This is a genomic window from Saccharibacillus qingshengii (assembly GCF_013185195.1).
Classification (GTDB): Bacteria; Bacillota; Bacilli; order Paenibacillales; family Paenibacillaceae; genus Saccharibacillus; species Saccharibacillus qingshengii.
On sequence record NZ_JAAZWC010000004.1, the window covers coordinates 34402 to 50082 of the forward strand.

Annotated in this window: 14 protein-coding genes; 11 read left to right on the top strand and 3 right to left on the bottom strand. The window is 56.8% G+C overall.

The annotated features are described in order from the left end of the window. Positions 1-140: 140 nt before the first annotated feature. The 4 genes from HRQ60_RS05075 to HRQ60_RS05090 all read left to right on the top strand — a co-directional run bounded on the left by HRQ60_RS05075 (position 141) and on the right by HRQ60_RS05090 (position 4906). On the top strand, positions 141-1532 hold the full coding sequence (locus tag HRQ60_RS05075; RefSeq protein ID WP_172194556.1) for a GGDEF domain-containing protein: 1392 nt from the start codon (positions 141-143) through the stop codon (positions 1530-1532). A gap of 214 nt (positions 1533-1746) precedes the next feature. Continuing rightward, complete coding sequence (locus HRQ60_RS05080; RefSeq protein WP_172194557.1) at positions 1747-2679, top strand: methyl-accepting chemotaxis protein; 933 nt, start codon at positions 1747-1749, stop codon at positions 2677-2679. Between the two features lie 218 nt (positions 2680-2897). Beyond that, positions 2898-3770, top strand: coding sequence for a methyl-accepting chemotaxis protein (locus HRQ60_RS05085; protein ID WP_246281132.1), 873 nt, complete (start codon positions 2898-2900; stop codon positions 3768-3770). Positions 3771-3913: 143 nt separating this feature from the next. Beyond that, entirely contained in the window at positions 3914-4906 is a 993-nt protein-coding gene (locus HRQ60_RS05090) for an LLM class flavin-dependent oxidoreductase (RefSeq protein WP_172194558.1), read from the top strand. Positions 4907-5283: 377 nt separating this feature from the next. Here HRQ60_RS05090 and HRQ60_RS05095 read toward each other — a convergent pair whose 3' ends face one another. Beyond that, entirely contained in the window at positions 5284-6060 is a 777-nt protein-coding gene (locus HRQ60_RS05095; protein WP_172194559.1) for a sporulation protein, read from the bottom strand. A gap of 93 nt (positions 6061-6153) precedes the next feature. Further along, on the bottom strand, positions 6154-7551 hold the full coding sequence (locus HRQ60_RS05100; RefSeq protein WP_172194560.1) for a hydroxysqualene dehydroxylase: 1398 nt from the start codon (positions 7549-7551) through the stop codon (positions 6154-6156). Between the two features lie 108 nt (positions 7552-7659). On the opposite strand from HRQ60_RS05100, the gene HRQ60_RS05105 reads away from it, so the two are divergent. After that, a complete protein-coding gene (locus tag HRQ60_RS05105) occupies positions 7660-8544 on the top strand; it encodes a CPBP family intramembrane glutamic endopeptidase (RefSeq protein WP_172194561.1) in 885 nt (294 codons plus the stop codon). Between the two features lie 28 nt (positions 8545-8572). Next, on the top strand, positions 8573-9337 hold the full coding sequence (locus HRQ60_RS05110) for a MerR family transcriptional regulator (RefSeq protein WP_172194562.1): 765 nt from the start codon (positions 8573-8575) through the stop codon (positions 9335-9337). Positions 9338-9370: 33 nt separating this feature from the next. On the opposite strand, the gene HRQ60_RS05115 is transcribed toward HRQ60_RS05110, so the two are convergent. Beyond that, the gene (locus HRQ60_RS05115; RefSeq protein ID WP_172194563.1) at positions 9371-10285 is read right to left on the bottom strand and encodes a TIGR01777 family oxidoreductase; all 915 of its coding nucleotides are present in this window, start codon (positions 10283-10285) and stop codon (positions 9371-9373) included. A gap of 169 nt (positions 10286-10454) precedes the next feature. Here HRQ60_RS05115 and HRQ60_RS23585 point away from each other — a divergent pair, with 169 nt between their 5' ends. From HRQ60_RS23585 to HRQ60_RS05140, 5 genes are all read left to right on the top strand, one after another. Beyond that, positions 10455-11966, top strand: a complete 1512-nt coding sequence (locus tag HRQ60_RS23585) for an HD domain-containing phosphohydrolase (RefSeq protein WP_172194564.1) — start codon at positions 10455-10457, stop codon at positions 11964-11966. A gap of 107 nt (positions 11967-12073) precedes the next feature. After that, a complete protein-coding gene (locus HRQ60_RS05125) occupies positions 12074-13180 on the top strand; it encodes a glycosyl hydrolase (RefSeq protein WP_172194565.1) in 1107 nt (368 codons plus the stop codon). A 3-nt stretch (positions 13181-13183) separates the two neighbouring features. Next, positions 13184-14059 (top strand): GGDEF domain-containing protein, encoded by an 876-nt coding sequence (locus HRQ60_RS05130; RefSeq protein ID WP_172194566.1) that lies wholly within the window; start codon positions 13184-13186, stop codon positions 14057-14059. A gap of 47 nt (positions 14060-14106) precedes the next feature. Beyond that, positions 14107-14253: a hypothetical protein gene (locus HRQ60_RS05135; RefSeq protein ID WP_172194567.1), complete on the top strand. Its 147-nt coding sequence runs from the start codon at positions 14107-14109 to the stop codon at positions 14251-14253. Then, positions 14246-15541, top strand: a complete 1296-nt coding sequence (locus tag HRQ60_RS05140) for a glycosyltransferase family 2 protein (protein ID WP_172194568.1) — start codon at positions 14246-14248, stop codon at positions 15539-15541. The genes HRQ60_RS05135 and HRQ60_RS05140 overlap by 8 nt, the downstream gene beginning before the upstream one ends. Positions 15542-15681 lie beyond the last annotated feature (140 nt).

Below are 15681 nucleotides of genomic sequence, written 5' to 3' on the forward strand. Positions count from 1 at the left end.
GCTCTTTCATTCGCTTTTTTAAAATTTTTCGAGTTAATGCCATTCTGCCGCCTTAAAATGGATTGCGCACGATCTAAACCGCCGCTACAATAGGAAAATGCAAGAACCGATTCACAGTCTACCAAACGGGAGGAAGTCCCTTGACCCACATAACCGGCGGCCAAAGTTTGAGCCGACGGATTCGCCGCTCGATGAATGCGTCCACGCTGTTTACCATCCTCGTTTTTGCCGTTATCGTCACCAACCTGCTCTCAATCGTCATTCGGCCGCTGGCGCAGCTCGGCGCTCAGCTTGTCGCCCACTCCACGCTTAGAGAAATGACTTCGCCCGCTTTTCCAAAAGATCACGGTATCGCCGATCTTGAAGATCTTTCTTCCGAATCTTCCGGATTCAAGCGCTGGTGGGAGACGGTGGAGCGTCAGGAAGTCGTCAATTACCGGATTCCCTGGATCGACGGCAGCGAACCGCTGGCTTACGACGAAGGACGCGAGATGCCGCGCGCGCTGCATACGGTCGATATCTTTGTTGAACTCGGCGGCCGGGAACTGTATCGAAGCGCCTATCTGCCGCCTTCCGTTCCCGTCACGGAAGCGCTGCAGGAACGCAATTTGCTGTACGAGTATTTCAACAAGCCTTATCTGGCTCCGATTGTGACCGATGACGGCCGGGAGATCGGCCGAATCACCGCACGGATCTATCCGCCGCTGCTGGTCGAGATCGTGGGAGTCACGGCGCTGCTGATGCTCCTGCTGGGCCTGCTCTGTTTTTACGTGAATTATTGGCTTGGCAGATGGTTGGTCGGCCCTATGCAGCGATCGCTTGGGCAGCTGCGCGGCGTCTTCCGCCGGCTTGCCGATGGCGACGTGGACGAGCTGTTCGAGAAGGGGGTCCGCATGGACCGGTCGTATTCGGAAATCGAAGAAATCGCGGTGGAAGCCGGACGGATTATCAACAATACGAAGATGTACATGGAGCAGCTCAAAGAAAAAAACGAAGAGCTGGAAGCCCGCAAAAAGGTGCTGACCCGCCATGCGACGATCGACGAGCTGACGGGTCTGGTGAACCGGCGGCATTTTCTGGAGCTGATCGGAGAGCGCCTCGAAGAACCGGGCCTGCTGCTGATGGTGCTCGATATCGATGATTTCAAAAGTGTGAACGACACGTACGGACATGCGGCCGGGGATGTTGTACTTGAAGGGTTCGCTTCCGTATTGAGAGAAGGAGTCGGGGGCAGCGCCGCTGCGGGCCGCTTCGGAGGAGAAGAATTTGCGGTCTTTGTGACCGGAGTAACGCATGCACAGGCCCGGGAAGAGGCGGAGCGCCTACGCCGGGCGATTGAAGCGGCGAGCTTCACTCTTGCGGGTGGAGTCCGGCTCGGTGTCACGTCCAGTATCGGCATGGTATACCGGGAGGCAGGCGTGCAGGCGTTCGCCGAATTGTACCAGCAGGCGGATGCAGCTCTATACGCTTCGAAGGCGCAGGGGAAAAACCGGGTCACGGAGTTTGGAGACCGGCAATCTCCGCTTAACTAGCAGAACGGCTTCTTCGGAAGCCGTTCAGGTTGTCCTGTTTGGAAGCATCGACAGCAGTTCTCCAAAATATTTTTCCAAAACCGTTCTTGGATATAAGCAGGAGATCGTTTTCGGCCGATATAATTGCCAAGAGAAATTAACGGAAAACAAAGTTGTGTGAAATTTTTATTTTACAATATTTATCAATCCATTCATAGAAAGTTTAGGTGATACGATGAACCGCTTGCACACAGCACGTTTCGAACAGAAGGCAGAAGAACAAGTCAGCGATGCTCTGGTTGTCCAGGCTCTTGAAGAGAATCTGGCCATTATCCGTTTCGACTTGGACCGCCGCGTTGTTTACGTCAATGACAATTTTGCAGGTGCCATGGGTTATAAAAAAGAACAAATGCAGGGCATGGATCATCGGAAGTTCTGTGTGCCCGAATTTGCGAACAGTCCGGATTATGAACGCTTCTGGCGCAACCTGATGAACGGGCACAGCTATGAAGACAAGATTGAACGCATGACGGCGACCGGAAGACGGATCTGGCTGCAGGCTACCTATATGCCGGTATTCGGAAGCAATCGGCAGGTATTGGGCGTATGCAAAGTCGCTTCGAACATTACGGAGCGGATCGAAACGATTACCACCGTTATGACAGAGCTGCAGGAGATGTCCGATGGTCTGAATATCCGCGCGGAAGCAGGTATCCAGAGAAGCCATCAGCTGCTCAAGAGTATCGAACATATCGCCCATGTATCCAACGAGAACATGGCGACGCTTGCAAGTCTGCAGCGCCAAGCCGATTCGATCCGGGGCATCGTGCAGACGATTCAGGAAATCGCTTCACAGACCAGTCTGCTGGCTCTGAATGCGGCCATCGAAGCGGCTCACGCCGGAGAGCACGGCAAAGGCTTCGATATCGTAGCCAAGGAAGTGCGCAAACTGGCGAACAAAGCCGGGGAATCGATCGTCGAAGTCCGGCACAATATCGAAGGCATTACAAGGGAAGTCGACAATATTGCCAACGGTACCAGCCTGGCACAGAATACCGTCGCGGAGAGTCAGGAACAAATCCGGCTGGCGATCGACGAATTCGCGGAAGTTTCCGCCGCTTCCGGCGAGTTGGATGCCCAGGCCAAAGAATTCTCGAAACTGATTTAGTAGAGCTTGAAAAATAAATTTTTGTATAGATACCAAATAAAGGACATTCCCTTTTCGCGAAATGTCGAATGATATAATAATAAGTCGAAAATAATCGTTTTTTAAATAACAGTCATCCAAGACATTCATTTATCCGCGCTGTAAGCAACCTTAAATTCAAATTGAAGAAACAAGGTGAGACAGATGATGAAAGAAACCGTAGGAAAGCCGCCAACGACTTGGTTGTATCCGCTCTGGAGAAAAATGTAGCCATGATCCGCTTTGACCTGAACCGCCGTGTCATTGACGTTAACCGGAATTTCGCCGAAGCGATGGGTTACGATCCGCAGCGAATGATCGGGATGCAGCACCGCGAATTTTGTTTTCCGGCATTCGCCAACGGTCCGGGCTACGACAAATTCTGGCGGGATCTGATGTCCGGTCGAAGCTACCAAGACAAGATCGAACGGATGGATGCGCACGGCCGGCAAATCTGGCTGGAAGCTACCTATATGCCGGTTCTCGACCACAGCGGCCGAGTCGTCGAAGTGCTCAAAGTCGCGACGGATATTACGCGCCGGCAGAAAAGCATCGAAGAAGTCGTCACGGAACTGCAGCAGATGTCCGAAGGACTGAATGTGCGGGCGGAGTCGGGCATTGTCCGCAGCCAGGAACTGCTGAAGAGTATCGAGCGGATTTCGGAAGTGTCGGAGAAGAACATCTCGACGCTGGGCAGCCTGCAGGGTCAGGCGGAATCGATCCGGGGGATCGTGCAGACGATTCAGGAAATCGCTTCGCAGACAAGCCTTCTGGCTCTGAATGCGGCGATCGAAGCGGCTCACGCCGGTGAACACGGCAAAGGATTCGACATTGTAGCGAAAGAAGTCAAAAAGCTGGCCGGCCGCGTGAGCGAGTCGATCGTCGAAGTCCGCCGAAATATCGAAGGCATTACCAATGAAGTATCGAACATTACCCAGGGAACGAATCTGGCCCAGGAGAACATCGTGCAAAGCCAGTCGCAGATCCGTACCGCCATGGAAGAGTTCGAAGACATTTCCGCCGCTTCGGAGCAGTTGGACGCACGGGCGAAAGATTTTAACAACATTATTTAAAGACAGACCGGAGGCGGAAGTATCCGCCCGATCCGTTTGAACCTGTCGAATCAAGCTGGGGTTATGGCTCCGGCTTTTTTGCTGCGCTCTGCGGATGGTTTATAATAGTCTATATAACTCCAAACGACGAAAGGAGGCGGAAGATGCAGCTGTCGATTTTGGATTATTCGGAAATTCGGGAAGGCGGTTCCCCGGAACGGGCGCTGTCGGAATCGCTTGAACTGGCCCGGCGCGCGGAAGAATGGGGATACCGGCGGTATTGGGTATCGGAACATCACGGCAACCGGGTACTTGCCGGTTCTTCGCCGGAGATTCTGGTTTCCGCGCTCGCCGCTTCGCTGCAAGGCTCAATGCGGATCGGTTCAGGCGGCGTCATGCTGCCGATGCACAGTCCGTTCAAGGTCGCGGAGAACTTCTCCGTGCTCGCTTCTTTGTATCCGGGGCGGATCGATCTGGGAGTCGGACGCTCGACGGGAGGTCGGGCCGAGACCTCCGCCGCGCTGCTGGACGGGCGCAGCGGTTCGTTTCGGCGCTATCCCGATCAGGTCGCGCGGCTTGCGGCGCATATCCGCGGTACCGGCGGAGCCCGGGTCACGCCGAATCCGGCCGCGCCGCCGGAGCTGTGGCTGCTCGGCTCCAGCGAAGGCGGCGCGGAAATTGCCGCAGCTAACGGCATGGGCCTGGCTTTCGGTCATTTTATTCGCGGGCGGGCCGGCCGAGAAACGGTGCGGGCCTATCGCGAACGCTTCGTTCCTTCGCCCGGCAGCGGGCATCCGCGGGTGCTCGTGTCCCTGTTTGCGGTATGCGGCCGCGACGAAGCGGAAGCGGAGCGGCTTGCCGGTGTCTTCGACGACTACCTGCTCGATATCGGCGAAGGCGGTCGGCTGGACCGTGTGCCTACGGTTGAAGAAGCCGCTTCGCGCGATTACACGCCGGAGCAGCGCGAGAAGATTCGCGCCGGCCGCAGCCGGATGGTCGTCGGCGATCCGCTTGGCATCCGCCGGCAGCTGATCGCGCTGGCCGATCTGTACGAAGCGGATGAATTGATGCTGGCGACCGTGTCGCCGGAATTCGAGTCGAAGCTGCGCATGTACGAAATGCTGGCCGAAGTGTTCCGGCTTGAGCGCCGGGCTTGATGGATGCTCCAGCCGGCTGCGCCGTTTCGCGGGTTCGCGGCGCATAAGAAAAGGACCGCCCGAAAGCGGTCCTCAGGCTGTCGAGAAAGTCCTATTCGTAAGAGAAGCTTGTCAACTGCGGGAGAAATTCGTTTCGGTCGCGTGTTGAAATCGGGGAAAAGGATTGAAATTTAGCAGAATTTCCCCGATTTCAAAGGCGAACTATAGCATAAGCTTCCGAAGTGCATTTCTTCGAAATGCTTTAGCTCCTACACTGAATTTCTCCCTCCGCCTCCTCGCTTCACTTGGATTCAGGCTTTCTCGACAAGTTAAGGACCGCCCGAAGGCGGTCCTTTTTGCCAACCTACCGATCGTCCGTGTCCGGCGCGGTCCGGCTTTTAGTGTGCGAAACGGGAGATCGTATTCTCCAGAATGTCGGCGACGGCATGCGGTCCGCGGCTCAGATCGCTGCGGGACAGGTTCAGGCGAACCAGGCTTTCGTCCGTGCCCATGGCTTCGGAGAAGAATCCGCCCAGACCGCGTGCGCGGCGGTCGACTTCAAGCAGCAGTTCGAGGTCGCCGTTGTTTTGACGGAAGAGCACTTCAAGCTCGTCGAGCTGGCCGCGGAACTTGGTCGTCGGAACGTATTCGAATTCCTGCACGAACGGCAGCGGTCCGCCCAGACGCGGCGAGTAATCGTTCGTCACTTCGCGCAGACGGAAGCCCAGCAGTTCGATCGCATCCAGCGCGATCTGAATCTCGTCGCTTGGCGTCACGTTCAGCGCATCGCGGTCGGTGGCATCGGCGGCGCTCGGAATATCGAGGCCCGTCTCTACCCACACGGCGGAGCTGTGGAGCGTAATCGGCACATATTCCGGCAGGGTGAAGCGGAACGGAATCTGTTTGCGTTCGCCCGCACGAAGCGTAAAGCGCTCCGTCAGCAGGAACTTGGTTACGGTAGCCGTCTCGCGAACCTTGCGGTCGTCGCGTTCGCGAAGATATTCCGACTTGATGAACAGATAGATGCGATCGACCTGCTGCTCGACCTGGCCGCCTTCGATATGCACGATCCCCGAGATATCGCCGCCGACCGGTACCTGGGAGTTGTCGAGTACCGTATCTACCTTGGCATTACCGATTCCGACGCTGGCCAACATTTTTTTGAAAAAAGACATATTTTTTCACCCTCCGTTTGATTGATGCCAGATATACGCGGCGCTGTGGAGAGCGGTTTCGTTTTGGCGAAGAAATTTTTGGGACGGCCGATCTCAGGTTTTCAGAATGCCTCTGGCCGCGCGCTGTCCGGAGATGACCGCACCTTCCATTGTGGCGAGGAAAGGCTGCTTGGTATAGTCGCCGGCCAGAAACAGACCCGGAATCGGGGTGACCTGCTTGGGCCGCTTTTTCTCGCTGCCGGCGGACAAGCGGTAGAAATTCTCGTCTCCCCGGATGATCCGGTAGTCCGTGGCGCTGTCGACGCCCTCCAGACCGATCTCTCTAAGGCTATCGACCGTCCGCTGCCAGACTTCTTCTTCCGGCAGATCGACCAGAGCGTCGGGATCGACCAGAATGATCGACGTACGTCCCGGTTTATCGCGGAACGTGGTGCGCGACTGCTCGCCGAACGATCCGAGCTGGGTACCGGGTCCGAACGTAGTCCGGTCCTGCGGCAGCAGCGGCGCAGGCAGTTCGAACTGCGCCGTCACATGCGGCATGGCTTCCAGGTCGAAGAACGGCCGGAACGCCGATACGGCGGAGAAGTGCTCGGCGACCAGCTTCTGCGAGCGGCGAATATTGGCGGCCACGACGACATTTGCGGACATCAGCCGCTCTCCGCTCTCCAGCTCGACGCCGCGGACGGTTTGTTGTTCCACAATGAGGCTTTTGACCGGCGCAGAGGTTCGCACCGTGCCGCCCAGACGCTCGATCGCATCGGCCAGCGGCCGGCACATCACATCGGTCATGCCGCCGCTGAAAGCGCCGATCCGCATCTTGTGCAGACGGGGAATCCCCGGAGCGAACAGTCCGAAGAAAGCGTAGGACGAATACTGCTCCGGCGGCAGGAAGAAGATGCCCGAAGACAGCGGCTCCAAGATCCGCTCCAGTGCCTGCTCGGTCACGTGATGGCGCTCCGCGTATTCCTTGAGCGGAATTTCGTCGAGCTCTTCCGGACGGGCGACGTAGTCTTTGAAACCCGCGGCAAAAAACGGAATCAGCGACGCTTTGTCGGCGGGGGTCAGGTAGCTGTTGTTGCCGAGTGCGCCGAGTACCGTCTTGAGCGGAGCCCGGATCACATCCAGCCCGAATACGCCGGGTTCCGGGGACTCCGGATGCCGGGTCTCCATCGATTTTTCCCAGAACAGCATCTCGTTCAGATCGATGCCGGCACGCTCGAGCAGCTCGGGAAGCAGCGTGTAGTAGCCGATAAATTTGTGGAAACCGGATTCGACTTCCATTCCGTTCTCGTTCCAGTTGGCGGTGCGTCCTCCCACATAGGGGGCGGCTTCGAGTACCAGTACGGATCGGCCGGCTTCGGCCAGCTCGAACGCACAGCTGAGACCGGCCAGACCGGCACCGACGACGATCGTCAATTCTTCGGAGGGGACATTCGGATTCTGCGGCAAATGATTTTCCTCGCTTTCCTTATGGAAGTTTCTGTGCTTCATTACCCGATTCCCACAGGCTTGCGCTTGACTCTCAGGTAAACCTGAGGGTTTATGGTGGCGTCAGAGCGAAACGGAATATCCGTTTCAAGCCGAAGGAGGAAAGTGGATATGGAGAAGAAACTGAAGCCGGGCGCACAGGCCGCGATCGGTTGGACAAGCTTCGTACTGGCTTTGTATGCGGCTTCGGCCGCCTATCACCTGATGGAGCATTCGGGAATCGTTCAACCGGTCCAGCGTGTGGTCCAGGCCCTGATTGTGGTCGGTATCGTGGTGCCGACCGTGCGGTTTCTATGCCGGCGGGGCGCGGGAGAATTTCCGCTGCGCGCTCGCGGCGGGGCATGGAAGCGCGAAATCGGCGCCGGACTTTGCGCGGCCGGCATCGCGTGTGCGCTTGCGGCCGCCGGGTTCGGAGCCGCCCATAGCCTGGGCTGGATCGTTGTGGAAGAAGTCCGGTTTACCGGGCCGCTGCTGAGCGCGATGGCGTTCAATCTCCTGATTGCGCTGCTGTACGAGGCTCTGCCGGAAGAATTGGTCTTCCGCGGCTTGATTCCCGATGCGCTCGGCCGCCGGATGCGGTCCGCCGCCGTTTTCCTGCTGGCGCCGATCCTGTTCGTGCTGGCACCGCTCGCGGCGCGAGGGCTGCAGGCGGCGACCGGCATGGATGCCCAGGCGGTTACGGTCGATTACGTGGTGCTGCTGCTCTTTTTTGCCGTGGCGCTGCAGTTCGTCCGTTCCGCGCTGGGGACTCTTGGAGGCAGCATCGGTTTTCATCTGGCCTATCTCATGCTGGCGCGTTTTGCCGTATTGGCCGAACCGGGAGAAGGCTTGGTGCGCTACGTCGAAATCGAACGGGAGACGGGAAGCCTGTTCGTGCTGTTCCTGACGGTCGTGGTCGGCGGAGCTTCGGTGTTTGCCGCTCTGGCCGGGCTGCGCCGCCGTACTGCCCGGAAGCGGCAGAGCCCGGCCTTGCCCCGGACGGATCGGTTGGGATAAGCTCGCACAGAAGAGAAGGAGGCGTCTTATGCACGAAAAAAAGTACAAAGTCGGCGAACTGGCCCGGCGTTCGGGGATCAGCATAGCCGCGCTCCATTATTATGAAGAACTTGGTCTGCTGCAGCCCGAGCGTCACCCGGAATCCGGGTATCGACTGTACGGACCGCAGGATCTGGTGCGGCTGCAGGAGATTGCCGTATTGAAAGCGATGGGATTCAAGCTGTCGGAGATCGGCGGGATGCCCACCGAGACCGGACAGCCGCGCGGAGAGGCCTGGAAAAGCGCGCTGCTCCGGCAATCGGAATGGATCGATACTCGCATGCGGGAACTTGCGGCCATGCGCAAGCTGATCGAATCCAGTCTGTTCTCGATCGAAGTGAACCGTGAGGTTGTCTTGGAAGACATGGCCGATTTCGTGCGCCAGCTGGGCGATTTCGACTCTTCCCGAAGAGGCGAAGCGCGCACGGCATTCTTCACGGGGGACGAGCTGCTCAGGCTTCCGCAGCCGGTCGAAACGGGAGCTGCGACCGAAGTCTGGGCGGCGCTGCTGCACCGGCTTCGCGAGAGTCTGCATCGCCCGCCCGATTCGCCGGAGTCGCTCGAGCTGGCGCGTGATCTGCTGGCTTACGCGGCAGAAGCTTTCGGAGGCGACGAGCAGCTGCTGGAACGCTATTGGACGTTCGTCCGCCCCGGCGCAGACGAATCTGCCCGGGTCTACGGTCTGGACGCGGAAACATCCGCCTATATCGAAGCGATTACGGACGAGTATCTGCGCCGGGAATCAGAACAATAAGCCCGGCCTATTCTCCTGCGCCGTCAAGCGGCGCTACCTCGCTATATCCGCCATCGCTTCGCGCAGCGTCGCATACCGGAATACGAATCCTTCGCGCAGCAGCCGCTCGGGAGCTGCCCAGCGGCTCTTGAGAACAAGCTCCGTTTCGGTACGGGTCATGGCGGAACCCAGCTCCAGCATCCAGACGGGCGCGGGCAGGCCGGATCTGCGGCCGTACGCTTCCCGGATGATGCGCATCTGCTCGGTATTGGTCACCTGCTCCGGCGCCGAAGCGTTGAAGATCCCGGAGAGGTCCGGGCGTTCTTCGATGAATTCGATTATCCGGCAGAGGTCTTCGAGATGAATCCAGCTGAAACGCTGGTCTCCGCTTCCCTGACGGCCGCCGAGACCGAAGCGGACCAGATTGACGTAAGGCGTCATTACGCCGCCTCCCGGCCCCAATACAATTGCGATCCGCAGCACCGCTTTGCGCGTGTGCGGCGTATCGGCCGCCCAAAAAGTTTCTTCCCAGGCTTTGGCGACATCGACCGAAAATCCGCTGCCGATCTCCCCGTTCTCCTCGGTCATGGGCCGGTCGCGGGCATCCCGGTAGATCGTGGCCGTGCCCGAGTTGATCCACAGCTTCGGCGGTTGGGAACAGGCGGCCGCCGCTTCGCCGAGAATTCGCGTCGTTTCGGTGCGCGACTGCAGAATATCGCGTTTGTTGCGTTCATTGTACCGGCAGTTAACCGATCGGCCGGCCAGATTGACCAGCAGATCCGCGCCTTCAAGCGCTGCGCACAGGCCTTCGGAATCGTCCCAGGCCGTATGCTCCGGCTTTCTGGAAATCATCCGTACGTCGTATCCCTTTTTCGTATATCGTTCCCGAAGCGCTCCGCCGATAAATCCGGTGGCTCCGGCAAGTACGATTTTGCGTTTCTTCTCTTCCAAACGGTCCGGGCCGGTCATCTTATTCCTCCTGACGTCGATTTGCGGTCGTTTCGGTATGAATCTTAACAATTTATACCCGTAATCTCTTCACATCGACCTCCGATTTGACGATAAAGCGAAAAGGATGCAATCTAACTGTATGAACGGATCAAGAGCCGGAAGGGCTGCGTGCTGGAGGAGAAATGCAATGGACAGATACCCGCTAATCGGAGAGGATAACCTTCCGACGGAGAGCGAATGGAATATCCTGCTGATCGGAGGCGGGAGCGAAGAATTTAGGGGCTTGACGCATCTGCTGGCCGGCTTTCAATTTGAGAGCCGTTCCATGCGGCTGCTTCATGCTGTAACGCCGGAAGAGGTCCGTCTGCAGCTTGCGACAGAAACGGACATCGCGGTGGTGATGCTGGAACTGTGCGCTTCGGCCGGTCGGCAGGCGCTCGAATGGGTCGGATATATCCGCGAATCCCTATCGAACGCGGCCGTAAGGATTGTCGTCGTCGCCGACCCGGCCTGGGCGGAAGCGGAAGAAGAAATCATGCTGGGGTACGACATCAATACGTTCCGGCTCAAAGGGGAATTCGACGGAAGCGCAAGCAAGTTCAAGTCGGCGCTGATCGGTTCGCTGCGAGGCTACCGGGATTTCAAGAAAACCGAAGACGAGAAAAAAAGTCTGGATTACGTGGCGCTGTCTTCCTCGCTTGTCCTCAATGCGGGTTCGCTTGAGGAACTGGCCGGGGATGTTCTGCGCCATCTCGCGTCAATCCTCAAAACCTATCCGTCTTCGGGAGGCCTCGTGCTGCAGAAGAACGGGCAGCAGTGGCGCATGCTGGCGGCCTCCGGCGAATACGTCAAGCTGAATCCGGCTTCGCTGCCCGAAGAGATGGAAGACGTACTCGCTTTGCTGCGGGAATCCAACGCCAAGTCCCTGATCCCGGACGGTTTCAGTTTCCATTCCCCGAGTGTGATCGGCCCGGAACGTCTGATCTTCGTGGAAGCCTGCCAGATGCCCAGCGACTGGGAATACTACCTGGCCGAATCGTACTGTGCCAACACGGATGCCGTATTCGAGAATCTGGAGCTGCGTCACGAGATCGAAAGCACGCAGAAAGAAATCATCTATACGCTTGGCGAAATCGCGGAAACCCGCTCGCAGGAAACGGGATTCCATGTCAAACGCGTCGCCGAATACACCAAACTGCTTGCCGTAAAATACGGGCTGCCGGAAGAGGAAGCGAACTTGCTTGCCCTGGCCAGCCCGATGCACGATATCGGGAAGGTAGGCATCAGCGATTCCATTCTCAACAAGCCCGGAAAGCTGACGGAAGAGGAGTACGCGACGATGAAGAACCACGCGCGGTCCGGCTACGAAATGCTGAAGCATTCGAGCCGCCCGATCCTCAAGACGGCGGCGATCATCGCGCTTCAGCATCATGAAAAATACGGAGGAGGCGGGTATCCGCAGGGACTGAGCGGCGAAGAGATTCATCTCTACGGTCGGATCACCGCGATCGCCGACGTATTCGATGCCTTGGCAAGCGACCGGGTGTACAAGAAAGCCTGGCCGATGGACGAGATCGTCGAGCTGTTCCGCAAAGAGCGGGGCAAGCATTTCGACCCGAAACTCACGGACCTGTTTCTGAGACATTTGGATGAGTTTTTGGAAATTCGTGCTCGATATACGGATGAGAAAGTATTCTAAATTTCTTTTTGCTGGGTAAATTACCTATTAGGTATTGCTTAATCCTATATGATTAGGTATAAAGTACTCTATAAGAACTTCTAAGTAAAAACTGGAGGCTGTTCCGGGTGCTACTAAAAGGAAAAAAGAAATCCGCCTACGTACTGATCGCTTTGTTTGTTACGGCGACGGCTATTTTTTGCGGCGGATGGGAACTTCTTCGACAGCGTTACGTTTCCCCGACCCCAAATTTCGTCGCTTCCCACCTGATGAACCCTAATCAAACCCTTGCCACTTATCTCAAACCTTCCGTTTCCCAGCATCCCGATATTGCCGCCGGCAAAGAAGCCCTGCTCGAGTCGATGGGCTTATGGATGCAGTACAACCTGAATCAAGACAAGCAGACCGAATTCGACAAAAGTTTCGGCGTGGTGCAGACGTATTTTACCGCCCCCGAATCCTACTGGTATTGGAAGATATCGCCCGACGGAACTTCGAGTGTCGCGACCAATGCGCTCGGTGACGATCTTCGTTTGTTGAATGTGCTTCTGAAAGCCCATGATGCCTGGGGCGGCGACGCCTATCTCGAAGAAGCTCGCCGGATCTCGGACGTGCTGCAGCGGAAGGCGGCCGTAAACGGCTATATGGTCGACTACCACAATTTCTCCGACGGAAGCTCCGCTTCTACGCTTAACCTCGCTTACCTCGATATCCAAGCTTTCAAGAGAATGAATGCTTACGGGCTGATGGACGATGCGTCGCTGCAGCGTTACACGGCTCTGCTCGAGAATGTTCCCCGGGACTCCGTTTTCTATCCCCAGCGCTACAACGTTCAGACCAACCGCTATGAATCCGACAACGAAGTCAATCTGACCGAGCAGCTGATTGCGGCTATTCACGTTCGGGAAGCCGGCGATATGCCGGACAAACTGCTGGAGTTTCTGAAGCAGCATTTTGTGCAGGACGGCAGGCTGGCCGGCCGTTATGACCGTGCCAGCGCCAAAGCCACCGTTTCTTACGAGTCTCCCGCCGTATACGGACTGGCCGCTATCCTCTTCATGGAATCCGACGATTCCAAATGGGCCGGCAAAATGATCGCCAAAATGCTGGAATTCCGTGATCACGATCCTGCGTACCCAGGCGGTTATGTATTTGACGGCGATACGCATGCTTTTGATAACCTGTTCCCGCTCTTGGCGGAACAGCAGTGGAAAACCGATAGAAGGAATCGATAATTTATGAAAAAAGCAGTTTTTATTCGTCCGTTTTCGATCGGATATGTGGCTCTGATCGCGCTGGCTGTCGTGCAGACGCTTCTGCTGAATCTGCACATTTACCAAAACTCCGGCGGCACTTCGCGAGAGATCGGGCTTGGACTGATGGCGCTTGTTGCGCTGGGCGTTGGATTTTTGATCCCGCTCGGCGTTTCGGTAGTACTGGTGTTTGTGTTTGTTGTCGCGTATTTTGTCTGGCTGACTTCCTACGGGCCGATTGACCTGCTGGGGGTTTCCTGGGTGCTTCTCGTACCCGCCGACCTATTGGTTGCCGGGCTGCTGGGACGCGGACTCGTGCGCATCCGAAGGCTGATCGAACGGTTGGACGCCCTGCAGAGCCTGAACCCGGAAGTCGATCTTACGACGAATCTGGGCAACCGTCTGGCCCTGCAGGATACGCTGATCAAACAGTCCAATCTGGCTCGCCGTTACTCCGACCGCTACGGATTCTGTCTGATGCTGTTCAAGATCGACTTTCTGCCTTCTGTGCAGGAAGCGCTTGGCTCCCGGCGATATTCGGCGTTCCTGGTCGATCTGTCCGCGATTATCCAGAAGCAGATCCGGTTTGAAGATTACAAGTTTTCGATTGAAGGCGGACAGTTCGTCGTGATCTGTCCCATGACGCAGCCGGACGATCTGCAGATGCTCAAAGACCGGATCAAGCAGGCCATCATGGACCACCGGGTCGAAAGCCCGGGAGGTCAGCGCGTCAACTTCGTCGTCCGTGCCGGCGGCCTTGTTTTTCGCGAAGAACAGTTCAGCAAGTACGGGGACGCCAATGATGTCGTAGCCGCACTTGTACGCAACTCGGAAACGGATTTGATCGGCGAGTATATCTAACGGGCTGCGGTCTCCTTGTGACCCTGCCCAATAAAGGAGGATTGAACGTGGAGAGTTATATGGCGTGGTTTTTTCCGCTTTGTGGCGGAGTGAACGCTTTTCTGACGCTTTGCCTTGTAGTACTGACCGGACTGACCCTGTGGCTTCGCAGCGCGGTTAACCGGAGTTACGACCGGGGCCAATCGCATGAGTGACGGTTTGCTGCTGTTTTCGATGTTAAGCATTTGGGCGGCGGTACTGCAGTCCATCGTGTTTATGGCCGGCGGTGCCCGTTTTTTGATCCTGGAACGCCGGGAGAGATGGGACTCTTCCCAGGACATGAGTTCTTTTCCGACCGTAACGGTACTGATTCCTGCCCACAATGAAGAGATGGTTATCGCCGCAACCGCAGAGAATGTGCTCAAGCTGAACTACCCACCCGAGAAACTGCAGCTGATCGTCATCGCCGACAACTGTTCGGATTCCACGGCGCAGCGGCTGCGGGCGCTCAAGGAAATGCCGGCTTTCCGGGATCGGGATTTCGCGGTGTTTGAAAGAAGCGGCACGGGCGGCAAATCGGGGGCTTTGAACGATGCTCTGGAACAGGCGAAGGGTGAATGGAGCTGCATTTTCGATGCGGATGCGGCTCCCGAGCGCAATACCCTCTTTTTCCTCATAACAAAAGCGCTGGAAGATCCGGAAAAGTACGGGGCGGTGTTCGGACGGAACAAGGCGCGCAACCGCGGCCAGAATCTGCTGTCTCGCTTCATCAATCTGGAACTGGTGACGGTGCAGCGGATTTATCATACCGGGATGTGGCAGCTGTTCCGGATCGGAACGATTCCCGGCACCAATTTCATTATCCAAGCGGACTTGATCCGGGAGATCGGCGGCTGGGACGTGAAGGCATTGACGGAAGATACGGCGGTGTCTTTCGAAATTATGCAGAGGGGCAAGCTGATTGCCCTCGCTTCGCGGGCCGAAGCGTATCAGCAGGAACCGGAAGACCTGAGCGTCTATATGAAGCAGAGAACGCGCAGGGCGCAGGGCAATTTCTATGTCATCATGACCAATATCAAGCATCTGTTCGACCGCTCCACCTGGAGAGTCAAATTTCTGATTCTGTATTATGCCACTGGCTATCTCTGGTTTATGCTCGCGATCCTGATCTCGGACTTCATTCTGGGCATCAACCTAGTGTTCCTGGTTCTGAATCTGTTCTATTCTTCTCTGGTCTCGCCGTTCCGGTTCGCCGACGGTCTTTACATGTATCTGATGATGTCGGGGGCGCTGATGTATTATCTGTACGTGCTCCAGATCAATCTGGCGCTGTCTTCCGATATCGGACAGAGCACCACGAGCAACTTTGTACTGTCCTGCTTGTCCTACTTCACTTATGCGCAGCTCTTTATCGTTCTGTCGCTCAAAGCGGTCTGGAATCTGACGGTCAGCAAAGTGACGGGCAAAAAGACAAAGTGGTACAAGACCCAGCGCTTCGGCTGAGCTTCGGACCAAGCGTTTCGAGGAACCTTCCGCCTGCGGCCAACGTGTCGAGAAAGTCTGAATTCAAGTGAAGCGAGGAGGCGGAGGGAGAAATTCAGTGTAGGAACGATAGTGTTCGCCTTTGTGGTGCAAGTTCATCC